Below are 26,650 nucleotides of genomic sequence, written 5' to 3'. Positions count from 1 at the left end.
CGGGGCGAGGAGAAAAGGGGACCGGGGCCGAGGCCGGAAGGGAGATGACCCAGGGCGGGAGCGGGGCGGGGAAGGCCCGGATCCAGGACCGGTGAGGAACGGCGGGATCTCCTGGCGGCGCGAACGCGGAGGACACCGCCTCGCCAACACATAAATCAGCGAATAACTCGCTTACCCATTCCCTTCTGCGTTAATGGTAACGATGAATAATGTTCAGCAGTAAAATCACACAAGCCGACCGCGAGTCGTGACCGCCGGTCGAGACCACGACCGCCAGTGATCGACGGCCTCCCTGCGGGGTCGCGGACCCTCGGCGACCGGGCCGCCGAGCTCGGGCGGCCATTCCCTCCACCCGCCCCACGCCGGCGCGCCCACCCTGACAGGGGACGTGAAAGAACTCGCGGACATCCCCTACCAGAGCAATGCCCCTTTTGTTACTTTTTTACCTATATATACCTTTATTCAGCTTCTTCGGGGTATGGGGGTATGCAGCCTAGAAAATATAATGACTTTTGATGCCCTTAAAAGAAAGGGCATCAAAAATCATCACTGCCGCCTTCCTCAGCGATGTGCCGGTGAAAACCCCTCAGGGAGGTGGAGCGCACGACAAGACAGTCGACAAGGAGTGATGATCGTGAACAATGAAGTACGAATAGCCCTCGCCGTAGCCGGCGGCTACCTCCTGGGGCGGCGCCAGAAGCTACGGCTGGCGATGGCACTGGCCGCCGCCGGAGCGACCGGCCGGTTGAGCGCCGGCCAGGGCGACCTTCTCCAGCAGGGACTGAAGGTGCTCAGCTCCTCCCCCGAACTGGCGAAGATCACCGAAAGCGTCCGGGGCGATCTCGTGGACGCGAGCAAGGCCGCAGCCAAGGCCGCGGTGAGCAGGCAGATCGACTCGCTGAGCACCAGGCTTCACGACCGGGCGGAGTCCCTGCGCAACCCGCTGGAGGACCTGGGAGAGGAGCCCGAGGAGGGCGAGGAAGGCGAGGAGCCCAAGGGGCGCCGCGGGCGCATAAAGGGCATCCTGTCCCGCAGGAAGGCCCGGCGGGAGGAAGAGGAAGAGGACGAATACGAGCCGGAGACGGACGAGGAGGAGCAGGAGGACGAGGAAGAGGACGAGGAGGAAGCCCCGCCGGTCCGCAGACGTCCCGCCTCCTCCGGGCGCCGTAGCGCGGCCAAGCCCACCCGGAAGGCACCGCAGGCCTCTGGCGACGAGGAGGACGAAGCAGAGGAAGAGGACGAAGAGGACGAAGAGCCGCGGCCCAGGGCCAAGCGCCGGCCCCCCTCTCGGAGGGCATCGACCTCTTCCCGCACCAAGCCGACGCCCGCCAGGGCACGGGGGTGACCTTGATGGCCGAGACCTCGAAGAAGCGTCCCGACCGTAAGGGCGGCGACGAGCCACCCGCCAACCGGATCAGCCAGGAGTTTCAGAACCTCATGGGAGCCCTCGGGGAGCGGGCTCTGTCGTCGGTGAGCGGAAAGGTCGAAGGGGTGACAAGCCGGCTGACCGACTACGCCGGAAGCGGCGGGTCCAGTCTGATCAGCGCGCTGACCGGCTCCAAACACCCCAAGACGGCGATCGCCGGAGGCATGGTGAAGGGGCTGGGAAAGATGGCGGTCGGCGGCCTGGCCAAGAAGCTCACGGGGGGCGGAAAGGGCGGCCAGAGCGGGAAGCTGAAGATGATCAACATCATCGAGACGATCGACGTCGGCGCCCCCCTACGTGTCGTCTACGACCAGTGGACCCAGTTCGGCGACTTCTCGAGCTTCATGAAGAAGGTCGAGGGCGTCGAGCAGAAGTCCGACGAGAAACTGGAGTGGACGGCGAAGGTCTTCTGGTCCCGCCGGGTCTGGGAGTCGACGATCCTCGAACAGCTGCCGGACAAGCGGATCATCTGGCGGTCGAAGGGGCAGAAGGGCCACGTCGACGGCGCCGTGACCTTCCACGAGATCGCCCCCGAGCTCACCCGGATCCTGCTCGTCCTGGAGTACTACCCGCAGGGCCTCTTCGAGCGCACCGGCAACCTGTGGCGCGCCCAGGGCAGGCGCGCGCGCCTCGAACTCAAGCACTTCCGGCGGCACGTCATGAGCCGGGTGCTCCTGCATCCCGACGAGCTGGAGGGGTGGCGCGGCGAGATCCGCGACAGCGAGGTCGTCAAGGACCAGGAGACGGCACTCCGCGAGGAGGAGGAAAGGGAGAAGGCCGAGAAGGACTCCGAGGAGGAGACCGGACGCCCCGAGAACGGCGAGGCCGAAGACGAGGAGCCCGAGGAGGAGGAGCCCGAGGAGGAGGAGCCCGAGGAGGAGGAGCCCGAGGAGGAGGACGAATTCGAGGAGGAGGAAGAGGAGGAAGAGGAGCCCGAAGCGGAACGCGCGGCCGACGAGGACGAGGAAGAAGACGAGGACGAGATGGAGGAAGAGGAGCCCGAAGGAGAACGCGCGGCCGACGAGGAGGAGGAAGAGGAGGAGGAGAAGCCGCCCAGGCGCCCGTCACAGCGCCGCAGCGCCGTAGGTCCCAAGAACGCGAAGGAGGCGGCGCCCAAGCGCCCCGCCCGCCGCAAGGCGGCAAGTCGTACGTGACCGGGGAGGTCACGGGGACATCAGGGAGGAGACGCCATGACCATCGTCCAACCTTCGGGCGGCGGGGCCGGCGGCCACGGGTCCTCATCGGGACTGGTCGACGTCATCGACACGATCCTCGACAAGGGACTCGTGATCGACGCCTACGTCAGGGTCTCCCTGGTCGGGATCGAGCTGCTGACGGTCGACGCGCGCGTCGTGGTGGCCAGCGTCGACACCTATCTGCGCTTCGCCGAGGCCGTCAACCGCCTCGACCTCACCCAGACCGGCAACCAGAAGGGGCTGCCGGAGCTGGTGGAGGACATGACGGAGAGCGGTAGCAGGAAAAAGGTCAAGGGCGCGACGCAGGGGCTGCTGGACACGGCAGAGGAGAAGATCCGCGGCCTGACGAGCGGCGAGTCCGGTGAGGACGAGTTCGAGGAGGCCGACGAGGAGCATGAGCCGGCGCCCCGCCGCAGACGGCGCAGGGAGGAGTGAGATGCGCGGTTCCAGTGGAAAGCAGAGGACGGTCCGATCCGGCAGGCCCAGGACCGACGTCCCCGAGACGGCTGGACGGCACGACACCGCTCGGGCCGCCCGGGCTGACCGGGCCGCCACGGCCCGGTCAGGACGACCCGGCGCCCCCGGGCGCGCGACCGGTACCTACGTGTACGGGATCATTCCGTCAGACGTGGAGCTGACCCCGGGCACCCGCGGGGTGGGAGACCCGCCGAACACGGTCGAGCTGGTGCCCCATGGAGAGATCGCCGCCCTGGTGAGCGACGTCTCCACCGAACGCCCTCTCGGCAGGCCGGACGATCTCATGGCCCACGAGCGGCTGCTGGACGCCACAGCGGCGGAGGTGCCGGTACTCCCCCTGCGTTTCGGGGCGGTGGTGACGGACACCCGGGCGGTCGTCGACGAGCTGCTCGCCCCCCACCACGACGAGTTCCTCGCCACGCTGAACGAACTGGAAGGACGCGCGGAGTACGTCGTGAAGGGACGCTATGTCGAGCAGGCCGTCCTGCGGGAGGTCCTCGACGAGGATCCGGAGATCGCGCGGCTGCGCGACGCGATCCGCGGGCAGCCCGAGGAGGTGACGTGGGACGCGAGGATGCGGCTCGGAGAGCTGGTCAACATGTCGATCGCGGCCAGGCGCGAGGCCGACACCGGTGCGCTGGTCGACGCCTTCGACCCGCTCTGTGTCTCCATCGTCGTGCGCGAGCCCACCCACGAGCAGGACGCCGCCCACGTGGCCCTGCTCGCGGACACCGACCGGCGGCCGGAGATCGAGGAGGCCCTCGACGAGTTCCGGACCCGGTGGGCCGGCCGTGTCGAGCTGCGCCTGCTCGGCCCGCTGGCACCGTACGACTTCGTCAGGACATAGAGGTCAGGACATGAAGGGAGGTGATCGGTCGTGGAACCGCTGGGGCTGATCCTCGGCCTGCCGCTCGCGCCGCTGCGCGGACTGATCCGGCTCGCGGAGCTGCTTCAGGAGCAGGCCGAACAGGAGATCCGGGGCCCCGCGGCGGTCAGGCGCCGTCTGGAGGAACTGGCGGAGGCCAGGGCCTCCGGCGAGATCTCCGAGGAGGAGGAGGCCGCGGCGGCCGAACGGATTCTCGCAGAGATGATCGATTAGCCGGTACGACCGCACCGGTACGGAGACGACGAGGGGAGTGATCGCGTGCCTGTCAGGCGCAGAACCCGTGAGGAACGCTCCGCCGACGATTCCTACAGGACCGCCGGTGACGAGGCCTTCGAGGACGAGGAACCGTACGAGGAGGACCTGGACGAGGAGGACCTCGACGAAGACGAGGCCGATGACGAGGACGAGGACGAGCCCGCGAAGGAGACGCGGCGGCGTCCCCCCGCCCTGTCGGCGGCGACCGCCGGAGCGGCCGGGCTGCGGCACATCGTCGGCCTGACCGCGAAGGACACGGAGGGGGTGACGCTGGTGCGACGGACCGAGGACGGCTGGCTGGTCGAGGTCGAGGTCGTCGAGGACCGTCACGTCCCCTCGTCGGGCGACATGCTGTCGCTCTACCAGGTCGAGATGGACCCCGCCGGCGACCTGTTGTCGTACCGCAGGGCGAGGCGTTACAGGCGCGGCCGGGCGGACAGCGGCGAGGCGGGCTGACGTGGCCGACGTGACACGCCCCGGCGGCGCCTTCCCCCGGTCCTACGGCGGGGGGACGCCCGGCGGGCGGGAGTCGTCCGCCAACCTCGCCGACATCCTGGAGCGGGTGCTCGACAGGGGTGTGGTGATCGTGGGCGACATCCGGGTGAACCTGCTGGACATCGAGCTGCTCACCATCAAGCTGCGCCTGCTCATCGCCTCGGTCGACACGGCGCGGGAGCTGGGGATCGACTGGTGGGAACACGATCCGTGGCTCACCTCCCGCGATCGCGACCTGGTCGAGGAGAACCGCGTCCTGCGCGAGCGGCTGGCCACCGTGGAGGACGGCCAGGTCACCCGGCGCCGTTCCCTCGGCAGGGGCGAAGGCACCCGTCCGCCCGACGACGCCCGGGAGCCGAGAAGGGCCGTGAGGCCGAGGGAGGAGCGCGATGCCTGAGGCGGGCACGTATCTCTACGCGATCGCCCGGGACGTGGGCCGCGCCCTCCCGGAGCACGTGGTGGGCGTGGCCGGAGCGCCGGTGCGCGCGATCACCCACCAGGGCCTGGTCGCGTACGTGAGCCCGGTGCCTTTGGAGGAGTTCGGCGAGGAGCCGCTGCGGCGTTCCCTGGAGGACCTGGACTGGGTCGGGGGGACGGCCCGCGCCCACAACCGCGTCGTGGAGGCCGTGGCGGAGGGGGCTCCCACGGCCCCGGTCCGGCTGGTGACGGTCTACAGCACCGAGGACCAGGTCCACGACCTGCTCCGGCGCAGGCACGACGACTTCACCGAGGTGCTCGCCCACGTCACCGGGTGCAGGGAGTGGGGGGTGAAGGCGTACGCCGAACCGGGCACGGACGCCCCTCGTGCCGAGGAGGCGCCCGCGGAGACCGGCAGCCCGGGAAGGGCGTACCTGGAGCGCCGCCGGGCGAGCCTGCGCGGCCGGGAGGCCGCCTGGCGCCAGGCGGCGCGGCGTGCCGAGGACATCCACGCCGCCCTGGTGTCCGTCTCGGTCGCCGGCCACCGCCACCGGCCGCAGGACCCGCAACTGTCCGGCCGCGAGGAGATGATGCTGCTCAACGGCGCCTACCTCGTCGCCGAGGACCGCCGCGAGGAGTTCACCTCGGCCGTCGACTCGCTGCGGAGCCAGGGAATCGAGATGGAGCTCACCGGCCCCTGGGCACCGTACTCCTTCACCTCGATGGACCTCGGCCCGGCCCGCGCGGAGACGTCCGATGACCCGTGACCACCACCCGCGAGGCGCCGAGCTCGCCGCCCAGGGACGCGTTCCCCCCGAGCGCGTGGCACTCGTGGACCTGCTCGACCGGCTGCTGGCCGGCGGGGTGGTCGTGAGCGGGGACCTCGTGCTGTCCATCGCCGACATCGACCTCGTCCGCATCTCCCTGCGCGCTCTGATCACCTCCGTACGGGCCTCCGACCCGATCCCGTCCGCCCGGCCGCCCGGTGCGGTCACCCTCCTCGGGGCCTCCGAGGAAGGGGGCCCGCCGTGAACCGCCTTCCCGGCGCCCCCCTCGCGGAGGACCTCCGCGGCACGGGGGACCCTCGCGTCCCCCGGGGGCGGCCGCGCCCCACCGCGAGAAGGTTCAAGGTCACGCGAACCGCACCCGCGGGCGCGGCAGGGAACGCGCGAGGACCGGCGCGGGCCGTCCGGTGGCGGGTGAACACCGACCCGGAGGCCGTCGAACGGGACCTGACCCGCCTCGTGCTCACCCTCGTCGAGCTGATACGGCAGCTGGTGGAACGCCAGTGCGTGCGCAGGATGGACCAGGGGGACCTGTCGGACGAGCAGGTGGAGGTGCTGGGCGTGACTCTGATGCGCCTCGAGGAGGCCATGACCGAGCTGTGCGAGCGCTTCGGGCTCTCGCCGTCCGACCTCAACCTCGACCTCGGGCCGCTGGGGACCCTCCTGCCCACCGACTGACACCCACCGCGTCTCCCGGAACCTCCGCCGGGAGTTCCGGAGTTCTCCGGACGCGCGACGTGGCCGGGCCGGACGCGCGACGTGGCCGGAGGGGCGAGCCCCTCCGGCCACGTCGCCTTCGAATTCCCAGGTCGGGTCCTCTGCCTAGGTCAGGTCCTCACACTTCTTCGCGTCGGGGTCGTCGGCCGCCTGCGGCACCCAGCGGACGTTGGCGAACGAGGCGGAGAAGGCCCCCTCGGTGTAGACGAGGAACGGAGTGTTGACCACTTCCAGATCGAGGCCGCCCGCGGCGAAGCAGGCGATGGGGATCTTGACGGTCGACTTCGTACCGATCGGAAGCCCCTGGAAGAGGGAGGTCGCCACCACCTCGGAGAAACACGGGTAGACGCAGTGGACGCTGAGCACGGTCCTGGCGGCCGGGGGCTGGTGGACGATCGTGTCGAAGACCAGCGCCCCCTTCGCGTTGAGGTAGCCCCGCAGGTCCGTACCGCCCGCCGGGTTCTGCATGTAGAGCTGGGCGGGACCGGTGCCGGTCCAGGTCGCCTTCAGGCCGTCCTGTTGCACGTTGACGTCCGACTGCACCACGCCGATCTCGGCGTGCGCCGCCTGGCCGTCGGCGCCGATCTCGGTGCCGCCCCAGTTCTCGGGGGAGCCGATGAAGCCCTTGTACGGCGCGATGTCGGTCCGGTTGAAGATCTCCAGCTCCTCGCTCGCCTCGCCGCCACCGCCCTGCTCGCCACAGCCGAACGGGGGCGCGGTCTCGTCGAGCGTCCCGACCGACCCGCTCTGGCCGTCGCGCAGGCCGTAACCGAGCGGGAACAGCGGGTCGTAGCCCTCGGCACCCGGGTTCAGCGGCGACTGGCAGGCGCCCTTCGGCCACGAGTACGGCAGCCTGCCGGTGAAGCCGTCACGATGCTTGCCCCGGACGAGCACGTCGGCGACGCCGCCGCCCTCGGTGCCGGGCAGCCACGCGGCGACGAAGGCGTCGGAGCGGTTGAGCTCCTTGTTCATCCACAGCGGCCGGCCGCCGACGTAGACGGTGACGACGGGCGCGCCCTTGCCGGTGACCTTGTCGAGCACCGCGAGGTCGGCGGGGTAGATCTTGGCGGCCTCCAGCGTGCGCCGCGCGAGGTCGCCGACGCCCTCGGCGTACGGCGTCTCGCCGATCACCGCGATGACCGCGTCGTACGCCGAGGGGTCGACGCCGTCGCCGGTCTCGCTGAAGGTGACGTCGGCCTCGCCGAGCGTCTCGCGCAGGCCGCCGAGGATCGTCGTGCCGTTGGGGAAGTCGGCGTTGACGTTGCCGGTGCCCTGCCAGGTGAGCGTCCAGCCGCCGGTCTGGTTCTGCAGGCTGTCGGCGCTCTTGCCGACCACCAGGACCTTGGAGTCGGCGGCCAGCGGCAGCACCCTGCCGTTGTTCTTGAGCAGGACCTGCGACCTGCGCACGGCCTCCCTGGCGAGCCTCTTCGACTCCAGAGCCTCGGCAGACCCTGCGAAGGCGCGCCTGGACGGCTTGGGACCGTCGAGCACCCCGGCGCGCAGCTTCACCCGCAGGATGCGCGTCACCGCGTCGTCGATGCGCGCCACCGGGATCGCGCCGCTCTCGACCTGGGCGATCGTGTTGGTGATGAACGCCTTCCAGTCGTTGGGCACCATCACCACGTCGATACCCGCGTTGATCGCCTGGGGGCAGCTCGCGTTGGTGCACCCGGCGACCTGGCCGATGCCGTTCCAGTCGGAGACGACGACGCCGTCGAAGCCCATCTTCTGCTTGAGGATGTCGTTGACGGCGCGCTTGCTGCCGTGCAGCTTGCCCTCGTCGATACCGAGCTCGGCGTTCGTCCAGCTGTTGAACGAGACCATCACGCTCTGGGCCCCGGCCGCCAGGGCGCCGTAGTAGCCCTGGCCGTGCAGGTTGATCATCTCGGCCTCGGACGCGGGGTTGACGCCCTGGTCCACGCCCTTGAGGGTGCCGCCGTCCCCGATGAAGTGCTTGGCGGTGGCGATGACGCCGTCCTGGCCGATGCCGCGCGGGTGCCTGCCCTGCAGACCCTTGACGGCCTCGTACCCGTACGCCCGGGTGATCCGGGGGTCCTCGGAGAAGCCCTCGTACGTGCGGCCCCACCGGTCGTCTTGGGGAACGGAGACGCTGGGCGCGAACGCCCAGTCCTGGCCGGTGGCACGCATCTGCCGGGCGGTCGCCGCCCCGATGTCGCGCACGAGGCACGGGTCCTGGGCTGCGCCCAGCCCGATGTTGTGCGGGAAGACCGTGGTGCCGTAGACGTTGTTGTTTCCGTGGACGGCGTCGATGCCCCAGATGACGGGGATCTTCGCGCGGGTGGAGACGGAGGCGTTCCAGTACGCGTCGGCGAGGTCGAGCCAGGCCTTCTGCGTGGCGTGCTTGTCCCGGCCCGGCCAGGAGCCGCCGCCGTTGAGCACCGAGCCGATGAAGTACCGCCCGACCTCGTCGGGAGTGATCGCGGCGATCTCCGGCTGGGTCATCTGGCCGACCTTCTCGGCGAGCGTCATGCCCGCGAGGATCTTCGCCACCCGCTTCTCGTCGGACCGGTTCCGCCCGATCCTGCTTTCGACCTTGGGCCACTCGGAGAGGGTGGGGAGTTTCTTCTCGATGCGGGCGCAGCCGCGCCAGTCCAGGGCGGGCTTGCCGATCACCGGCTGCCGGCCGCCCGTCGCGGTCTCGGCTCCCGCGCTCGGAATCCCGGTGGCACCCGCTGACAGGACGGCGAGACTCGCCAGCACCGCGAGTCCGCTCCGGCGGGCGCCCGATCGGGCGAAGGGTCTGATCATCGAGGATCCGTTCTTCAGGCACTGCGATGGGCGTGGCGAATCCCCCGAGTCCGCACTGCGCAGATCCTGACGCTGTGACACAGCCGAGTCAATACCCTCGCGAGAGCGCTCTCTCAACCCCGCACGCGAGCCACGGGCGTTTCATCGCTCGCGAACCGCTTCTACCAGGCGCATCGCCGCGCCCGCACCAGCGGGCGCGACATCCACATGAGAGCGCTCTCAGAAAACCGGGCTCCCCCGCGACGAGGCTTCGCCGGACGGCCGGCGGCCAGGACACGGTGTCGCCGCCGTTGAGGGCGGACGCCCCGGCGCGGGACGTCCTCACCGAAGCGTCCACGCCCGCACATCCGCACGGCGCTCGTACGAGTCACCGACGCGGCTCGGGAAGAAGCTCCTCGGGGATCACGTCGGGGACGCCGCGCAGGCTGACGAGCGAGACCGCCGCGAGGACGGCGATCGTCACCGCGGCGGCGATCGCTGTCACGTGGACCCCGGTGACGAAGGCCAGCCTGGCGGCCTCGGCGACGGCCCCGCCCAGCCGGGCGGGCAGTGTCGCGGCCGCCTCCAGGGCGGTGGGCAGCGACTCCCTGACGGGGCCCACCACCTCGCCCGGCACCCCCGCCGGAAGCCTGAGCTCGCCCCGGTAGACGCCGGTGAGGACGCTGCCCAGGACGGCGATGCCCAGCGCGCCGCCCAGCTCGAAGGAGGTCTCGGAGATCGCCGCCGCGGCGCCGGCCCGCTCCCGGGGCACGCTCGCGAGCACGGTGTCGTTGGTGACGGCGAACGTCAGCCCGATGCCCACCCCGCAAACGATCATCGGGGCGAGGAAGTAGAGGTAGGGGGTGTCGAGAGCGGTCTGGCTGTAGCAGGCGAAGCCCGCGGCGGTCATCGCCAGGCCGAGCGCCACCACCCTGGCCCTGCCCCAGCGGGTGATCAGTCCCGCCGCCAGGACCCCGCCGACCGCCGCCGACATGCCCCCGGGCAGTCCCGCGAGACCGGCCTGCAGGGGCGACCAGCCCAGCACGAGCTGGAAGTACCAGGCGAAGATCAGCGACAGCGCGGACATGCCGAAGATGGCCACGAGGTTGGCGCCGACCGAGGCGGTGAAGGCCCGGCGCCGGAAGAGGCGGACGTCGATCAGCGGCTCGGCGAGCCTCGTCTGCCGCCGGGCGAACAGTGCCAGGGCGGCGATCCCGACGGCTCCCGGCACCAGGACACCGGCGTCGGCGAGGCCGTGCACGGCGGCCTCCTTCACGGCGTAGATCACGCCGACCACCCCGGCCATGGACAGCGGCACGCTCACGAGGTCCACCCGCCCCGCGGCGGGGTTGCTCGACTCCGGGAGCACGACGAGGCCGGCGAGCAGGATGAGCAGCATCACCGGCAGGTTGATCAGGAAGACCGAGCCCCACCAGAAGTGGTCGAGCAGCAGGCCGCCGACGACCGGCCCCAGGGCGAACCCGGCCGCGCCCATCCCGCTCCACAGGCCGACCGCCGTGGTCCGCTCCTTCGGGTCGGTGAAGACGTTGCGGATGATCGACAACGTCGAGGGCATGATCGTGGCGCCCGCCACCCCGAGCAGGACGCGGGCGGCGATGAGCAGCTCGGGAGTGGGGGCGTAGGCGGTCACCGCCGAAGCCACGCCGAAGGCCGCGGCGCCGATGAGGAGCAGCCGCTTGCGGCCGATCCGGTCGCCGACGTTACCCATCGTGATCAGCAACCCGGCGAGCGCGAAGCCGTACGCGTCGCCGATCCACAGGATCTGGGTCGACGAGGGCCGCAGGTCCGCGACCAGCTGGGGAAGGGCCAGATGCAGGACGGTGACGTCGACGGACAGGAGCAGCGCCGCCAGGCAGGCGACGGCGAGGGTCGCCCACCTGCGGCGGCCCGTGGTCGGAGAGTGATCGTTCATGTCTGTCATCGTGACCGGCGGCGCTGACGGCCCGCGCACCTCCCGCTGACGCCCGCCGCACCGAGGGCGTGCGGGGTCACGGGGCGAGCATCGCGAGCATCCCGCTCCGCGGCGTCCGGGTTCCCGCGCGCCACTCCTTCTCGTACGCGGCGTCGCCCATCCGGGCGCGGACGGCCGCCGTGACACCGGCACCGGGGTCCGCCGCGGCGGTGCCGCCGAGGGCCGCGGCCGCGCCCAGCAGCCGGGCCGCGCCCTTGGCGTCCCCCTCCAGCAACGCGACCTCCGCCAGCCCCTCGATCGCCGAGCCCGCCAGCAGGGGGTAACGCTGCAGCGCCGGTTCCAGCGCCCTGCGGTACCAGGTCCTCGCCGCGGCGCCGTCTCCGCCCGACGCGGTGATCCGGCCCAGTTCGACGATGATGCGCAACCGGACCTCCTCGGTGCTGTACCACTCCTGCGTGCACAGCTCCAGGGCTCTGAGGCAGAGGTCGAGCGCCTCGTCCAGGTTCCCGCGAAGCCTGGCGATCTCGGCGAGACCGTGGTGGACCTTGGCCATCACGTCGGGGGCGCTCGCCCGGCGGGCGTGGTCGATCGCGCGGAGATACTCGGCGTGGGCGGTCGCGAGGTCGCCGTCGCGTACGGTCCCCGCGGCCCCGCGGCAGACGAGCTCCGCGATGTCCTCGTCCGACCCGAGCTCCTCCGCCAGGCGAAGCGCCTCCCCGCCCAGCGCGCGCGACGCGTCCCTGTCCTGCCGCAGGTCGGCGAGCCCGGACAGCTCGGCCAGCGTGAGCGCGCTCCCCCAGCGCTCCCCGATGGACCGGAACAGCTCCAGCGCCTCCCCGAAGGAGCGCTCGGCGCTTTCGGCGTCGCCGCCGTACCGGTAGAAGTAGCCGTAGCCGAAGTGGGACAGCGCCCGCAGCCACGGGTCGGCGATGGCGAAGACCTTCGGCTCTTCCGGCAGGAAGTCGGGCGGGCCGGTGAACATCGGCCACAACATGCCCAGGAACGGCCACCGGTACGGCAGGTCGATCGGCGGGATGATCTGGACGATCGTCTCCAGAAGGGCGAAATGCCTGGGCGACCGTGTCTCGCCGGAGGAGGCCACGAGGGCGCACAGGGCGTACTCCTCCTCCATCCCCTCGACCGGGGCCGCCGCCGTCGCGCTCCCCGCCGGAGCGGATCCCGTCACATCCCCGAGCGGCGCGAGCCCGATCGCGCGCTCCGCCGGTGCGGCCCCGGCCGCTCCCCCGGCCGGGGCGCGCCCGATCGCGCGCTCCGCCGGTGCGGTTCCGGCAGCTCCCCCGGCCGGGGCGGGTCCGGTCGCGCCCTCGGCGGGGACCGGCCCGATCGCGACGAGCAGGTCGGCGGCGAGGGCCGCGCCCTCCGAGCGGCGGCCCCGCAGCCACCAGTACATGGCGAGCCCGGCGAGCAGGCGCAGCCCCAGCCCGGTCCTGCCGGTGTCGACGGCCCAGCGCAGCGCGGCGTGCAGGTCGTCGTGCTCCTCGTCCAGCCGCCGCAGCCACTCCAGCTGCCCGGCGTCGCGCAGGTGGGAGTCCGCCGTGGCCACCAGGTCCGCGTAGTACGCGGCGTGCGCCTCGCGGCGCGCCTCGGTCTCGCCGGTCTCGGCCAGCCGTTCCGCGCAGTACGCGCGGATGGTCTCCAGCATCCGGTAGCGCCCGCCCACCCGCTCGACGAGCGACTTCTCCGCGAGGGAGCTCAGCAGGTCGACGGTCTCGTCCTCGCGCAGCCCGCACACCCGCCCGGCGGCCTCCAGCGTCGCGCCGCCCACGAAGACGGTGAGCCGCCCGGCCAGCGACCGCTCGTCGTCGTCGAGCAGGTCCCAGCTCCAGGCGACCACGGCGCGCAGCGTCTGGTGCCGGGGCAGCGCGGTGCGGCTGCCGCGCGACAGCAGCCGGAACCGGTCGTCCAGCCGGGAGGCCACCTCGGCCACCGGCAGGGAACGCAGGCGCGCCGCGGCCAGCTCCAGCGCGAGCGGCAGCCCGTCCAGAGCCCGGCAGATGCCCAGCACCTGCTCGACATTGGCGTCGTCGACGCGGAAGCCGGGGAGCACGGCCGCCGCCCTGTCGGCGAAGAGCCGCACGGCCGGGTAGGCCAGGGCCTCTCCCGCGGCGGTGCCCGTCCTCGGCACCGGCAGCGGCGCGACCGGGTGGATCACCTCCCCGGTGATGCCGAGCGCCTCCCTGCTGGTGACCAGGACGCGCAGCCCCGGGCAGGCGGCGAGCAGGCGGTCGGCGAGCTCGGCGACCTCCGCGACCAGGTGCTCGCAGTTGTCCAGGACGAGCAGCAGGGGACGGTCGGCCAGCACCGCGACCAGCCTGGCCAGGGGAGCGGGCATCGGGCGGGCGGAGCCGGGGAACAGGCCGGCGTCGCGGACGCCCAGCGCGCCGAGGACGGCCTGGGCCGCCTCCCCCTCGCCGAGGACGGGGGCCAGTTCCACGAAGCACACGTCGCCCCGCTCCCCCGCGGCGACCTCACCGGCCAGCCGGGTCTTGCCCGCGCCGCCGGGACCGACCAGGGTGACCAGTCTCGCCTCGCCGAGCAGCGCGTGGAGCCTGGACATCTCGTCCTCCCGGCCGACGAAACTGGTCAGCGGGGCCCGCAGACCCGATCGGACGGGCGCGGCACCGCCGGCCGCGACGCCGTCCGCAGCGCCGTCCGCAGTGCCGTCCGCGACGTCGCCGCAGGCGCCGGTCAGGGCGGGATCGGCCCTGAGCACCGCCAGGTGCACGGCGGCCAGTTCCGCCGACGGGTCCACGCCGAACTCCTCACCGAGGATCCGCCTGGCCCTCTCGTACACCTCCAGGGCCTCGGCCTGCCTGCCCGCGTTGTACAGGGCACGCATCAGCTGCCCGTACAGCCGCTCCCTGAAGGGGTGGGCCGCGGTCAGTTCCTGCAGTTCGGCGACGAGCTCGCGGTGGCGGCCGAGCTCCAGCTCCGCCTGGACGCGGTCCTCCACGCAGTCGAGCCTGAGCCTCTCCAGCCTGGCCGAGGACGCCTGGGCGAACGGCGACTCCGCCACGTCGGCGAGGGCGGGCCCGCGCCACAGGGAGAGGGCCTCGCCCAGCAGGCCGGCGGCCCTGCCGTGCTCGCCGGAGGCCAGGGCCCGGCGGCCCTCGGCGGCGAGCCGTTCGAAGCGGTGGGCGTCGACGGCGTCGGCACCGGCCGCGAGCCGGTACCCCGCCGGGTGGAACTCGACCATCTCCTGGACGCCGAGCGTCCTGCGCAGCCGCGAGACCTGGGACTGCAGGGCGTTGGCGGCGCTCGCGGGCGGATCGTCGCCGTACAGGCCACCGATCAGCCGCTCGGTGGTCACCACCCTCCCCGCGTCGAGGAGGAGCATCACGAGCAGCGCGCGCATCCCCTGCCCGCCCACGGAGACCACGCGCCCGCCGTCGAGCCGGATCCGGGTGGGACCGAGGATGTCGAACCGCATAGCCCGATTATCGTGGCTTCTCCCTTTCTCGCTTCCCCTTCCACTCGCCACCGCCGATCGGGGTCCGCGCGTGTAATGCCGGATGATCTCTGATACGACATATATCTACATGTCAGAACTGTAGGGAAAAAAGATCTTTCATTGGCGCCGGAAGGGGCGGGGCAGGCGGGGTAGGGACCCCACTGGCCGTCCCCGCCAGGGAACGGCTGCCGGGGGGCTCCACACGGAGGTGTTCGATGGAACAGGTCTACGGCTGGGAGCACGGCGAGAACGAGCCCGGCGACCTCTTCGGGGCGACCGCCGAGAACCTGTTCGCCGAGGTGTGGTCCAGGGAGGGGATCTCGAACCGCGACCGGCGCATGCTGCTGGTCGGCCTGCTCGTCGGCCAGGGCATGGGCGAGGACGTCGACGTCCAGCTCGACGCGGCGCTGCGGACCGGCGACCTCACCCCCGACGAGCTCCGCGAGGTCGTCGTCTTCCTCACCCACTACGCCGGATGGCCCCGGGGCGCCAGGCTCAACGGCCAGGTCGAGGAACTGATCGCCCGCGTCATGAGGTCCTGACGCCCGGCACGATCGACCGGCCACCCACGTCATGAGGTCCTGACGCCCCGCGCGACCGTCCGGCCACCCGCCTCCCGGGATGGCGGCCGCACGGCGCGGGTCCTCCCGGCGGAACCGGCCGGTCGCCCGCGACGCGAGGTCAGAGTCTCTCGACGTTGGGTCCCCGGCAGCGGTTCCTGGTGTCGAAGACGAGGGCGCTCGCCCTCTGGACGAGCCCGTAGTCGAAGCAGTCGTGGTCGGTGAGGACCACCACCGCGTCCGCCTCCGCCAGTTCCCGTTCCGAGAACGCGACGATCTCGATGCCCTGCGGCAGCAGGAAGCAGTCCACGTGCGGGTCGGCGGCCCGCACGTCCGCGCCCAGCTTGCGAAGGCCCCTGACCACGTCGATCGCGGGTGACTCGCGGCAGTCTCCGGCGTTCTTCTTGTACGCGAGGCCGAGCGCGAGCACCCGGCTGCCGTTGACCGGCTTGCGCACCCGGTTCAGCGCGAGACCGACCCGGCGCACGACGTGGTCCGGCATGTGGGCGTTGATGTCGTTGGCCAGCTCCACGAACTGGAAGTTGTGTCCCAGGCTGCGCTTGACCTTCCACGACAGGTACGACGGGTCGATCGGCAGGCAGTGCCCGCCGACGCCGGGCCCCGGGGTGAAGCGCATGTAGCCGAACGGCTTGGTGGAGGCGGCGTCGACGGCCTCCCAGACGTCGATGCCGAGCTGCTGCGCGAAGATCGACAGCTCGTTCACCAGGGCGATGTTGACGTGCCTGAAGGTGTTCTCCAGCAGCTTGCACAGTTCGGCCACCCGCGTCGAGGAGACCGGCACGACCTCGTCCACGATCCGCGAGTAGAACGCCCGGATCCGCTCCAGGGACGTCCCGTCGACACCGGAGACCACCTTGGGGGTGTTCTCCAGGCGCCAGCGCTCGTTGCCCGGGTCGATTCGCTCGGGGCTGTAGCCCAGATGGAAGTCCTGCGGTGCCCGCAGTCCCGAGCCCTCCTCCAGCAGCGGCAGCAGATACTCCTCGGTGGTCCCCGGATAGGTGGTGGACTCCAGGACCACCGTGACGCCCCGCCGCAGCAGCGGGGCGATCGACTCCCCCGCCGCGCCGATGTGGCGCAGGTCGGGAACGCCCTCGCGCAACGGCGTCGGCACGGTTATCACGCAGAGGTCGAACCCCTCGGCGGTGGCGTAGTCGGCGCTGGCCAGGTATCGGCCGGACCGGTGGGCCAGGGACAGCGTCTCGTCGCCGACGTCCTCGACGTAGGACTCGGCGGCGTTGAGGCGCTTGACCCGCCACTCGTCCAGATCGACTCCCACGACGTCGAAGCCTGCCGTGACGGCCCCCATCGCAAGTGGCAGGCCGACGTACCCCTGGCCGATCACAACCAGTTTCTCTCCCACGGCAGAACCCCCGTCGATTTGGGACAAGACCCGACCTCGACTGTAGGAGTCCCGCTTTCCCACACCACCGATCCAGCCGCCGTCCGGGCGTGTCGCCCGGACTCCAGGACTGCTCAAGCACGGCGCACGGGACCGGACCGGCCCTCGATAACAGCATCAAAACCTTGAAACATCTACTAATAATTTTAAATATGCATTTATGCTTTTTATGCACATATTGTGGGCGACCAGCAAGTGGGCCGGCGAGCGCGTGGACGAAATCCGACCACCTTCCCCCCATACCTGGACACCCCTCCGAACAGGATCGATACCACTTTAACGCCGAAAATTAAGTAATATACGGAAGAATTATCGAGTAAATTTTCCATCAGCCGCATACCAACATGCGCTCTTCCTGGCCGCACGCGAGCCCGCGCACGCCACCCTCCACGGCAGAGTCGTCAGCGTGTCACGTGACGCCTTTTCAGCGACGTGACGACATTCCGATTATTTCTCTCACCATCCACCTTTAGCCTCCTCTATGTGATTAATACGATAAATCACATAGAGGCCAGACAAAGACCTTGAGCTTTATTCATGACAGATCACAGGCGACGGACCGCACCGGACGTCTGACGCATCACGAGATCAGTGAGGAGTTGTGTCGCATGTCCAAAACCGTTCGCGACGCGCTCGACCAGACGGCCGGCACGGCCGTAACCATGATCGACACCGGGGGTTCCCGGAGCCGGCCGCTCTTGCGGTTCCGCCCGCCCCGCCCGCGAGGTGCCGTCGGCCGCGTCCTGCTGAAGGCGGCCGTGGCGACCGCCCTCGCGATGGGCGCGGTCGCCGGAACCCCGGCCGGGGCGAGCGCGGCCGATCCGGTGGACATCGGCGACGCCGCGCCGTTCGGGGTGCTGGCGGCCGCGGTCACCAACGTGAACTCCACGACGGTCACCGGCGACCTGGGGGTGAGCCCGGGAACCACGGTGACCGGCTTCCCGCCAGGCACGGTCTCGGGGACCAAGCAGATAGGAAACGCCGTCGCGGCGCAGGCCAAGGCCGACGCGGCCGGCGCCTACGCCGACGCCGCCGGACGCACGCCCAACGCCACGGTGGCCGCCCAGCTGGGCGGGACGACCAAGGGACCGGGCGTCTACGCCTCCGTCAGCGGCAGCTTCTCGATCAACGGGACCCTCGCCCTCGACGCGCAGGGCGACCCGGACGCCGTCTTCATCTTCCAGGCGTCCACCCTCAGCACGGCGAACGTCAGCAACATCAGCCTCCTGCGCGGCGCCCAGGCCGACAACCTCTTCTGGCAGATCGACGGCCCGGCGTCGCTGGGCACGTACTGCACCTTCCGCGGCAACATCCTGGCGCAGGACTCAGTCATGATCAGCAGCGGGGCCAACATCAACGGCCGCGTCTTCTCGTTCGACGGCACGGTCGTCATCCAGGGCACCGGCAGCCTGCCGCACACCCGCGTCACCGTGCCGAACGACCCGCCGACCACCACGACCCTGACCTCCTCCACCGACCCCGCGTGGAGAGGGGAGCCCGTCACCCTGACGGCGACGGTGGAGGCGGTCAGCGGCACGGTCGTACCCGCCGGCGAGGTGGTCTTCAAGGACGGCTCGACCGTCCTCGGCTCGGCCTTTCACGACAGTTCGGCCCCCGCCCGGATCACGGTCTCCGACCTCTCCGGTGGAGAGCACGAGATCATCGCCGTCTATCTCGGAGGGGACACCTTCGACAACGAGGCCCTGATCCACTTCGCGCCGAGCACGTCACCGCCCGTCACCCAGAGCGTGTCGGACAGCCTGTGGAACAGCGCGGCGGTGCCCGGAATCCCAGCGCAGTGGGACACGCAGGCGGTCACCCTCGGCGTCAAGTTCAGGGCGGCGACGAGCGGCACCGCGATCGGCATCCGGTTCTACAAGGGTGCGCAGAACACCGGCACCCACGTCGGCAGCCTGTGGACGAGTGGCGGCGCCCTCCTGGCCAGCGCCACCTTCACCGACGAGACCGCCACCGGCTGGCAGCAGGTCAGCTTCTCGACACCGGTGCCGATCACCGCCGACACCACCTACATCGCCTCGTACCACGCTCCGGCCGGCCGCTACGCGATGACCCGTCCCTACTTCGTCTCCCAGTACGTCAACAGCCCTCTCACCGCCCTCGCCAACGGCGCCGGAGGCGGCAACGGCGTCTACACCTACGGGGCGGCGAACGCCTTCCCCACGAGCAGCTACCAGTCGACGAACTACTGGGTCGACATCGTGTTCGTCCCGACGAACAGCCTGTGGAACAGGGTGGCGGTGCCCGCCGTCCCGTCGCAGTCCGACTCGCAGGGGATCTCCGTCGGCGTCAAGTTCAAGCCGGCGACGAACGGAAAGGTGAGCGGAATCCGGTTCTACAAGGGCCCGCAGAACACCGGGGTCCACACCGCCAGCCTGTGGGCGAGCAACGGCGAACTCCTGGCCAGCATCCCCTTCACCGAAGAGACCGCCACCGGCTGGCAGCAGGTCAACTTCCCGCAACCCGTCGACGTCACCGGCGGCACCACCTATGTCGCCTCGTACCACACCACATCCGGCTACTACTCGATGAACCGCCCCTATTTCACCTCCCAGTACGTCAACGGCCCCCTGACCGCCCTCGCCAACGGCGCCGAAGGCGGCAACGGCGTCTACACCTACAACGCGAACAACATCTTCCCGACGAGCAGCTACCAGGCGACGAACTACTGGGTCGACCCGATCTTCCACGCCGACTGACGCGACGCTTGCGTGACCGGTGCCCCGCGGCACGGGTGCGGTGTCAGGGCGTCCGCTCCTTGAGCGGGCGCCACCACCGCGGGTTGTCCCGATACCACCGGATCACCTCGGCCAGGCCGTCGCCGAAGTCCTTGCGGGGCTCGTAGCCGATGGCCCGGATCTTCGTCCAGTCGACGGAGTAGCGGCGGTCGTGCCCGAGCCGGTCGGCCACGGGCTCGACCGCCTCCCATCCCGCGCCGAGCGCGGCCAGCAGCCGCCCGGTCAGCTCCCGGTTGGTCAGCTCGACGCCGCCGCCGATGTTGTAGACCTCACCGGGCGTCCCCTTCCTCAGCACCGTCTGGATGCCCCTGCAGTGGTCGTCGACGTGCAGCCAGTCGCGCACGTTGAGCCCGTCGCCGTAGAGCGGGACCTTCTCACCGTCGAGGAGGTTGGTGACGAAGAGCGGGATCAGCTTCTCGGGATGCTGGTAGGGGCCGTAGTTGTTGGAACAGCGGGTCACCCGGACGTCGAGCCCGTGGGTGCGGTGGTAGGCGCGGCAGAGCATGTCACCACCCGCCTTGGCCGCCGAGTAGGGCGAGTTCGGCAGCAGCGGTTCGCTCTCGCTCCAGGACCCCTCCTCGATCGAGCCGTACACCTCGTCGGTGGAGACCTGCAGGACCGTGCGGACTCCGCCTTCCAGCGCGGCCTGGAGAAGTCTCTGGGTCCCCAGCACGTTCGTCGTCACGAAATCGCCCGCGCCCGCGATGGACCGGTCGACGTGGCTCTCCGCCGCGAAGTTCACGACCACGTCGTGGCCGGGGACGACGTCCGCGAGGAGCCGCGCGTCGGTGATGTCGCCCCGCACGAACGCGTAACCGGGGTGTCCGTCGAGGGGGGCGAGGTTGGCGAGGTTGCCCGCGTAGGTGAGCTTGTCCAGGACGGTGACCCGCGTGTCCTCGCAGCCGGGCCAGGAGCCGAGCAGCAGGGACCTGGCGTAGTGGGACCCGATGAACCCGGCTCCGCCGGTGACGAGGACTCTCATGCGCGCACCTGGATCCTGCTGTGGTCGCCCACCATGAGCTCGTGGGTGTTGGACACGCCGGCCGCGCGGCTGACCTCGACGTTGCGCCCGATCAGGGAGTGCGCGATGCGCGAGACGCCCTGCACGGAGGAGCCGTCGAGCACGATGGAGTATTCGATCTCGGCGCCGCCGACCAGGCAGCCGGAGCCGATCGAGGTGAAGGGGCCGATGTAGGAGGAGAGAATCTTGGTGTCCGCGCCGATCACGATCGGACCGCGGAGGATCGAGTTCTCCACCACCGCGCCCGCCTCGAGGACGACCCGCCCGGTGATCTCACTCAGGTCGTCCACGGTGCCCCGGATGTCGGGCTCGACACGTTCGAGGACGATGCGGTTGCACTCCAGCATGTCCTGGAGGCGCCCGGTGTCCTTCCAGTAGCCGCTGACGAGATGCGAGTGGACGCGGAAGCCGTTGCCGAGGAGCCACGCGACGGCGTCCGTGATCTCCAGCTCGCCGCGCGCCGACGGGGTGATCGCCCGGACCGCCTCGTGGACGGCCGGGGAGAAGATGTAGACCCCGACGATCGCGAGGTCGCTGCGCGGGTGCTCGGGCTTCTCCTCCAGCCCGAGGATCTCCCCTCCCGGCCCGATCTCGGCCACTCCGTAGAACTGCGGTTCGGCGACCCTGGTGAGCAGGATCTGCGCGTCGTGGTCGGCCAGGCGGAAGGCGTCCACCAGCTCGGTGATGCCGTCCACCAGGAAGTTGTCCCCCAGGTACATCACGAACGGTTCGTCGGCGAGGAACTCCCTGGCGATCAGGACGCAGTGCGCCAGCCCGAGGGGAGCCTCCTGGGGGATGTACGTGACGTCCAGCCCGAACCGCGAACCGTCGCCCACGGCGTCCCGGATCTCGTGGCCCGTGTCGCCGACGACGATGCCCACGTCGGTGATGCCGGCCCGCCGGATCGCCTCAAGCCCGTAATAGAGCACCGGCTTGTTGGCGACCGGGACCAGTTGTTTCGCCGAGGTATGGGTCAGCGGGCGCAGCCTCGTTCCCTTGCCGCCCGCCAGAACGAGTGCCTTCAACGCTCTCTGAGTCCTTCCGCGAAGAACGCATGGCCGTGCGACCACATGTCCGCCCGATTTTACAGGGATCCGGAATCGATACCTCTTCACCGGCTCGCGCCTTTACTGAGGAGCGTACGGGGTGTTGCCGTTTTCACACTTTTCCTCGGTCACGGAACACCCACGCCCGGTTTATCGCATAACTCAGCGGCGGGCTCATCACTATCACCACCCCCTGGGCCACCATGATCGAGATCCCGGTGTGCTCCACCAGAAGCGGGACCCCGATGACGGATGCCGCGAGGAAGCTCAGCCCGACCGCATAGAACCGCAGGTAGCCCACCGGCCAGGAATGCCCGGAGTCGCGGAAGACCACCAGCCTGTACCAGGGGTAGACGATCACCACGGTCATCAAGTGGCCGGCCACGGCCAGGAAAAGATAAGGGACGCGATCTTCAAGGGCCAGTAATCCTAGGCCGAGGAGAGCGTAATAGACCATGGCCGTCATGGCGCCGGCGAGCAGATATGTGATGCGGTGGCCAGCAAAAGCCGAGATCACAGCCGGCCGCCCAAAATGCGAATTATCGTCACGGGCGGCCTCACCTTTGACTTCAACCATGCGACGGTCGCTCCGGATCGTGATCTGACATTGGGATGAAACAGGATTGTAGTAGGCGACGGGAAATAACCGGGGGATCAATGTCGGTGTCGGTGGTTATTCCGTGTTACCGCTCAGCGCGGACCCTTCCGGCGCTGGTGGACAGGCTCATGCCGGTCCTTCACGGGCTGTCCGTCCGGCACGAGGTGATCCTCGTCGTCGACGGGAGCCCGGACGACACGTGGGAGACCGCCGCCGAGCTGGCCCGCCGGGTCGACGCGGTCCGGGCGATCCGCCTGTCCCGGAACTACGGGCAGCACAACGCGCTGGTCGCCGGCATCAGGGAGGCGGCGTTCGAAGTCGTCGTCACCATGGACGACGACCTGCAACATCCCCCCGAGCAGATCCCTCTCCTCCTGGCCGCCCTCGAAGGCGACCGCCTCGACCTGGTGTACGGCGTCCCGCACGAGGAGGAGCACGGGTTCCTGCGGAGTCTCGCGTCCCGGTCGGTCAAGGCCGCCATGGCCGGCGCGCTGGGCATCCGCACCGCGCGTACGATCAGCGCCTTCCGGGCCTTGCGCACGCACCTGCGCGACGGGTTCGAGGACCTGTCCGGCCCGCACGCGTCGATCGACGTGGCCCTGTCATGGGCCACCACGCAGGTGGGCTCCGTCGGCGTGCGCATGAACGAGCGCGACCACGGGCGGTCGAACTACACGCCGCGCCTGCTGGTCGGGCACGCGATGAACATGCTCCTCGGTTACAGCACCGCTCCGCTCCGCGCGGCGAGCTACCTCGGATTCCTCGTCGGTCTGATCGGCCTGCTGCTGGGGGGCGCCGTCCTGTGGCGTTTCGCCGCGGGCGACACCACGGTGGCCGGGTTCACCACCATCGCCTCGATGGTCGCGCTCTTCTCCTCCGCCCAACTGGTGTCCATCGGAGTCCTCGGTGAGTACATCGGCCGCATTCACGGAAACGGCATGGGCCGCCCGACGTACGTGGTGCGCGAGCGCGTCGGGTCGTCTACCGCCGATCTTCCCCAGCGGCCCGGCGGCCCTGGTGTTCCCGCACACGCAGGAGCCGGCTCCGGACCAGATGAACGGTGAGGAAGGTCTGGACGGGCTCGAATCCGTACCTCGCCCATGCCCTCTGCACCCGCGTGTTGTGCCCCTGGGTGGAGATGACGACCTCTGCCGCGCCACGCGCCAGCGCGCGGTCCTCGACGGCCCTGAGCAGGTGGGCGTAGAGACCACGCCCCTGCGAGCCGGGGGTCACTCCGGCCAGGAGGATCTCCGTCCGGGGGCCGTCCTCCTCCAGCGTGGCCAGCCCGAGCAGGCGGGGCCCCTCCGCTCCCGCGCCTCGCTCCTCCAGCGCCAGGCACTCCCCCTCCGCGGACGACCTCAGCGCCCATTCCCGGTAGCCCGCCAGGGCCTTGGCGGCGTCGAACAGCGGATTGGCCAGGTAGTGGTTCCCGTACGCGCCGAAGATGTCGGAGACCAGTGCCTCCACCGCGGCGGGACCGACCGGCTCCGACGTCCGCAGATCGGACGACGGAGCGGACCCGCGCCCCTGCCCCGCGCGCAGGCGCCAGTACACGAGGGAGTCCGCGAACACGGCGGTCCGGCCGAGCGCGGTCAGCTTCGCGAACCAGCCGACGTGTTCGGCCGGATACCGGAGCACGACGACGTCCGCGACCGACCCCAGGAGCGCCTCGCGGACCGCGGAGAACGGCGCCCCGGACCCGGCGGAGACGGTGAGGCGCTCCACGGAACATCCGAACCGGGCCGATTCCAGCGGCGACTCCACGGCCCGTACGGCCCGCGCCTCGATCACGTCGCGCCAGGCCATCAGCTCACCTCGTAGGACCGGACGGCGTCGACCACTCGCGCCACGGCGGTCTCGTCCAGGTCGGCGAAGAGCGGCAGCCGTACGAGGCGGTCGGCGACCCTCTCCGTGACCGGGCAACCGCCCGGGGCCACGCGGCCGAACCTCGCCCCCGCGGGCGCGGCGTGCAGGGGCTGGTAGTGGAACGTCGCCTGCACGCCTCGCCTCCGGAGATGGCCGATGAAGGCCTGGCGATTCTCCAGGTCCGGGAGCAGCAGGTAGTACAGGTGCGCCGGATGGGTGCAACCGTCCGGGATCGCCGGCTGGGAGATCCCATTCCCGGTCGCCCAGTCCGCCAGGTCCTCGTGGTACCGGTACCAGATGGCGTGGCGCCGGGACTGGATCTCGTGGAACGACTCCAGCTGCGAGGTCAGCTGCGAGGCCAGGACGTCGGACAGCAGGTAGCTGGAGCCGATGTCGACCCACCGGTACTTGTCGACCTGGCCGCGGAAGAACCGGCTGCGGTCGGTGCCCTTCTCCCGGATGACCTCGGCGCGAGCGACGAGACCGGCGTCGTTCAGAAGTAGCGCGCCGCCCTCCCCGCACTGCACGTTCTTCGTCTCGTGGAAGCTCTGCGCGGCCATGCTGCCGAACGATCCGAGCGGCCGGCCCCGGTAGGATCCGCCCAGGCCGTGGGCGTTGTCCTCGATGAGGGTGAGGCCGTGCCGGTCGCAGAGTTCGGCGATCTCCTCCATCGCGCACGCGATGCCCGCGTAGTGGACGACCACGACGGCCCGCGTGCGATCGGTGATCGCCGCCTCGATCAGCCGCTCGTCCACGTTGAGGGTGTCGGGCCTGCAGTCGACGAAGACCGGGACCGCCCCGCGCAGCGCGTAGGCGTTGGCCGTCGACATGAAGGTGAACGACGGCATGATCACCTCGTCGTCGGCCTGGAGGTCCAGGAGGATCGCCGACATCTCCAGCGCGTGCGTGCAGGAGGTGGTCAGCAGCACCTGGCCCGCCCCGGTGATCTTTCCGAGGATCCCGGCGGCCCGCCGGGTGAACGGCCCGTCCCCGCAGGTGGATCGCAGGCGCACGGCCTCCCCCAGGTAATCCAGCTCGTTCACCGAGATGTGCGTCCGGTTGAAGGGGATCGTTTTCAGGTCGGTTGCGTTCACGGCCGAAGTGAACAACGAAAGGACCGGCCGGCACGTGTTGCGCCGTCGTTCCTTGGCGATCCATTACGCAAGCCTTAGGTCACGCCGATCCGTCCGGAATCCGGTAGACGGCGTAGTCGCCGGAACGGAAGCGGAGTTCGGCGAAGTCCCCGATGTCCCCGATCCCCGGTGCCCGGCCGGTGCGGCGCTCGTCGGCGAGGAGCCAGCGCACCCCGTAGCGCTCGCGCAGCCGCCCGATCACGGCCGCCGAGGGTGCCTGGAAGGCGGCGTCGTTCAGCCGGATCCGCTCGCCGTCCCAGAACGGCAGATGCTCCGGCAGGGACCCCGGACGCCAGCGGCTCATGTTCGCGGAGGTGTAGGTCCAACCCTCGACCAGCACGCGCCGTTCGGACAGGGCGGCCACCCAGAACTGGCGGCTGTCGCACGGGTCCTCGTACCCCCAGCGGCAGTGCGCGTTGGTGGCGACCAGGTCGTCCGGATCCGAGTGGGCGCGCAGCCAGCGGCCGGCCTCCAGGGCGCCCGGGGGAACCGCCTGAACCGCCACCGGCGGGACCTCCCCGAACGTCCGGGCCGCCGGGACGCTCTCCGCGCCCGGGAGAACGCGCGTGAACCAGGCGGCGGGCGGCCCGACCGCCGCGAACGCGACGAGCGCGAAGGCCCAGGCCCGGAGGCCGCCGCGCCCGGTCGTCACCAGGGCGGCGGTCACTAGCACGGCGACGGCCAGCAGCGCGGCGTAGGGCAGGTACAGCAGGGTGTCCGGCCGGCCCGGGGGCAGGGGGGTCCTGACATCGCACAGCATGCGGATCAGGTAGGCCGTCGTCACACCGGTGCCGACCGCGTACGCGATCGTCCTGAGCGGCATCCGTGCCCGCTGCACGACGACGGAGAGCCCGTAGGCCGCGACGATCATCAGGTAGGGATAGCCGGCCCCGAAGAAGTAGAGCTGGCCGAGGTGGGGGTGCCCGAGCAGGAACACGGCGGCGACACACGCGGCGCCCATCCCGAGCAGCAGGACCACCGCCGGTCGCAGGAGCAGTCGCGGCCTGCACAGCAGCCCGAGGATCCCGCACCACGCGACGGCCAGGCACAGCGCGTACAGCATCGTGACACCGAGCACCGAGAGCGTCGGCGGCTCGACCGCGCCGGCGTGGCCGGTCAGCTCTCCCCAGGCCCGGCGCAGCAGGGAGAGGGGGTCGACCGTCATCCCCTGTCTCGCACCGCCGAACAGCACTGCCTGCGCGAAGAGGAAGCAGGCCACCGTCATCCCGAGCGCGGCGAGCGCGGCCCGGGGCGCCCGGCGCCGCCTGACCACCTCGACCCCGACGACGGCGGCCAGTCCTGCGGCGAGCGGGGGAAGATGGGTGGCCTTGGCTCCCATGACCGCCAGGATGAACACGCCGAGCAGGAGCCATCTGCCGACGTCACGTCTCCGCCGTTCGAGAAGGTCGGCGAGCAGCAGGACGACCGGGGCGAACAGGAGGG

General features: G+C 70.5%; 23 protein-coding genes. 13 read left to right on the top strand and 10 right to left on the bottom strand.

All coding sequences use genetic code 11. From position 1 onward, the window contains the following. The first annotated feature begins 634 nt into the window (after positions 1-634). The 10 genes from AB0F88_RS32415 (at position 635) to AB0F88_RS32370 (ending at position 6,615) form a co-directional block, all read left to right on the top strand. Positions 635-1,345: a hypothetical protein gene (locus tag AB0F88_RS32415; RefSeq protein WP_362692793.1), complete on the top strand. Its 711-nt coding sequence runs from the start codon at positions 635-637 to the stop codon at positions 1,343-1,345. Positions 1,346-1,350: 5 nt separating this feature from the next. Then, positions 1,351-2,580: an SRPBCC family protein gene (locus AB0F88_RS32410; RefSeq protein WP_362692790.1), complete on the top strand. Its 1,230-nt coding sequence runs from the start codon at positions 1,351-1,353 to the stop codon at positions 2,578-2,580. Between the two features lie 36 nt (positions 2,581-2,616). Beyond that, on the top strand, positions 2,617-3,057 hold the full coding sequence (gene gvpJ, locus AB0F88_RS32405; RefSeq protein WP_362692787.1) for a gas vesicle protein GvpJ: 441 nt from the start codon (positions 2,617-2,619) through the stop codon (positions 3,055-3,057). Next, a complete protein-coding gene (locus tag AB0F88_RS32400) occupies positions 3,017-3,946 on the top strand; it encodes a GvpL/GvpF family gas vesicle protein (protein WP_362692784.1) in 930 nt (309 codons plus the stop codon). The genes gvpJ and AB0F88_RS32400 overlap by 41 nt, the downstream gene beginning before the upstream one ends. A gap of 30 nt (positions 3,947-3,976) precedes the next feature. After that, positions 3,977-4,198, top strand: a complete 222-nt coding sequence (locus AB0F88_RS32395; protein WP_362692780.1) for a gas vesicle protein GvpG — start codon at positions 3,977-3,979, stop codon at positions 4,196-4,198. Positions 4,199-4,243: 45 nt separating this feature from the next. After that, entirely contained in the window at positions 4,244-4,696 is a 453-nt protein-coding gene (gene gvpO / locus AB0F88_RS32390) for a gas vesicle protein GvpO (protein WP_362692777.1), read from the top strand. Positions 4,697-4,790: 94 nt separating this feature from the next. Continuing rightward, complete coding sequence (locus tag AB0F88_RS32385) at positions 4,791-5,132, top strand: gas vesicle protein (protein ID WP_362693275.1); 342 nt, start codon at positions 4,791-4,793, stop codon at positions 5,130-5,132. After that, the gene (locus tag AB0F88_RS32380) at positions 5,125-5,919 is read left to right on the top strand and encodes a GvpL/GvpF family gas vesicle protein (protein ID WP_362692774.1); all 795 of its coding nucleotides are present in this window, start codon (positions 5,125-5,127) and stop codon (positions 5,917-5,919) included. Before AB0F88_RS32385 ends, AB0F88_RS32380 begins: the two co-directional genes overlap by 8 nt. After that, positions 5,909-6,184 (top strand): gas vesicle protein, encoded by a 276-nt coding sequence (locus AB0F88_RS32375; protein ID WP_362692771.1) that lies wholly within the window; start codon positions 5,909-5,911, stop codon positions 6,182-6,184. Before AB0F88_RS32380 ends, AB0F88_RS32375 begins: the two co-directional genes overlap by 11 nt. Before the next feature lie 167 nt (positions 6,185-6,351). After that, complete coding sequence (locus tag AB0F88_RS32370) at positions 6,352-6,615, top strand: gas vesicle protein K (protein ID WP_362692768.1); 264 nt, start codon at positions 6,352-6,354, stop codon at positions 6,613-6,615. Between the two features lie 144 nt (positions 6,616-6,759). Here the strand turns inward: AB0F88_RS32370 and AB0F88_RS32365 are convergent, their stop codons facing one another. The 3 genes from AB0F88_RS32365 to AB0F88_RS32355 form a co-directional block, all read right to left on the bottom strand. Further along, on the bottom strand, positions 6,760-9,423 hold the full coding sequence (locus AB0F88_RS32365) for an exo 1,3/1,4-beta-D-glucan glucohydrolase (protein WP_362692765.1): 2,664 nt from the start codon (positions 9,421-9,423) through the stop codon (positions 6,760-6,762). 367 nt (positions 9,424-9,790) lie between these two features. Then, on the bottom strand, positions 9,791-11,335 hold the full coding sequence (locus AB0F88_RS32360) for an MFS transporter (RefSeq protein ID WP_362692762.1): 1,545 nt from the start codon (positions 11,333-11,335) through the stop codon (positions 9,791-9,793). 76 nt (positions 11,336-11,411) lie between these two features. Continuing rightward, on the bottom strand, positions 11,412-14,786 hold the full coding sequence (locus AB0F88_RS32355) for a BTAD domain-containing putative transcriptional regulator (RefSeq protein WP_362692759.1): 3,375 nt from the start codon (positions 14,784-14,786) through the stop codon (positions 11,412-11,414). A gap of 236 nt (positions 14,787-15,022) precedes the next feature. Here AB0F88_RS32355 and AB0F88_RS32350 point away from each other — a divergent pair, with 236 nt between their 5' ends. Further along, on the top strand, positions 15,023-15,349 hold the full coding sequence (locus AB0F88_RS32350; protein ID WP_362692756.1) for a carboxymuconolactone decarboxylase family protein: 327 nt from the start codon (positions 15,023-15,025) through the stop codon (positions 15,347-15,349). A gap of 139 nt (positions 15,350-15,488) precedes the next feature. On the opposite strand, the gene AB0F88_RS32345 is transcribed toward AB0F88_RS32350, so the two are convergent. After that, positions 15,489-16,748 carry a nucleotide sugar dehydrogenase gene (locus AB0F88_RS32345; protein ID WP_362692753.1) on the bottom strand — a complete coding sequence of 420 codons (1,260 nt, stop codon included), beginning with the start codon at positions 16,746-16,748 and terminating at the stop codon, positions 15,489-15,491. A gap of 647 nt (positions 16,749-17,395) precedes the next feature. On the opposite strand from AB0F88_RS32345, the gene AB0F88_RS32340 reads away from it, so the two are divergent. Beyond that, positions 17,396-19,504 (top strand): DUF4082 domain-containing protein, encoded by a 2,109-nt coding sequence (locus tag AB0F88_RS32340; protein WP_362692750.1) that lies wholly within the window; start codon positions 17,396-17,398, stop codon positions 19,502-19,504. A 43-nt stretch (positions 19,505-19,547) separates the two neighbouring features. On the opposite strand, the gene rfbB is transcribed toward AB0F88_RS32340, so the two are convergent. The 3 genes from rfbB to AB0F88_RS32325 form a co-directional block, all read right to left on the bottom strand. Further along, on the bottom strand, positions 19,548-20,525 hold the full coding sequence (gene rfbB, locus AB0F88_RS32335) for a dTDP-glucose 4,6-dehydratase (protein ID WP_362692748.1): 978 nt from the start codon (positions 20,523-20,525) through the stop codon (positions 19,548-19,550). Beyond that, positions 20,522-21,589, bottom strand: coding sequence for a glucose-1-phosphate thymidylyltransferase (locus tag AB0F88_RS32330; protein WP_362692745.1), 1,068 nt, complete (start codon positions 21,587-21,589; stop codon positions 20,522-20,524). Before AB0F88_RS32330 ends, rfbB begins: the two co-directional genes overlap by 4 nt. 133 nt (positions 21,590-21,722) lie before the next feature. Then, positions 21,723-22,187: a GtrA family protein gene (locus AB0F88_RS32325; RefSeq protein WP_362692742.1), complete on the bottom strand. Its 465-nt coding sequence runs from the start codon at positions 22,185-22,187 to the stop codon at positions 21,723-21,725. Positions 22,188-22,222: 35 nt separating this feature from the next. On the opposite strand from AB0F88_RS32325, the gene AB0F88_RS32320 reads away from it, so the two are divergent. Next, the gene (locus AB0F88_RS32320; protein ID WP_362692739.1) at positions 22,223-23,272 is read left to right on the top strand and encodes a glycosyltransferase family 2 protein; all 1,050 of its coding nucleotides are present in this window, start codon (positions 22,223-22,225) and stop codon (positions 23,270-23,272) included. Here AB0F88_RS32320 and AB0F88_RS32315 read toward each other — a convergent pair. From AB0F88_RS32315 to AB0F88_RS32305, 3 genes are all read right to left on the bottom strand, one after another. Beyond that, a complete protein-coding gene (locus tag AB0F88_RS32315; RefSeq protein WP_362692736.1) occupies positions 23,190-24,014 on the bottom strand; it encodes a GNAT family N-acetyltransferase in 825 nt (274 codons plus the stop codon). The genes AB0F88_RS32320 and AB0F88_RS32315 overlap by 83 nt on opposite strands. Continuing rightward, positions 24,014-25,168, bottom strand: coding sequence for a dTDP-4-amino-4,6-dideoxygalactose transaminase (gene rffA / locus AB0F88_RS32310; RefSeq protein ID WP_362692733.1), 1,155 nt, complete (start codon positions 25,166-25,168; stop codon positions 24,014-24,016). The genes AB0F88_RS32315 and rffA overlap by 1 nt, the downstream gene beginning before the upstream one ends. A gap of 79 nt (positions 25,169-25,247) precedes the next feature. Then, positions 25,248-26,650 (bottom strand): hypothetical protein (locus AB0F88_RS32305; protein ID WP_362692730.1); only part of this gene is annotated, 1,403 nt, incomplete at its 5' end.

This window comes from Streptosporangium sp. NPDC023963 (assembly GCF_040639135.1).
GTDB lineage: Bacteria > Actinomycetota > Actinomycetes > Streptosporangiales > Streptosporangiaceae > Streptosporangium.
Note: the sequence above shows the minus strand (reverse complement) of the source record. Positions and strands in the feature narration are given on the sequence as shown.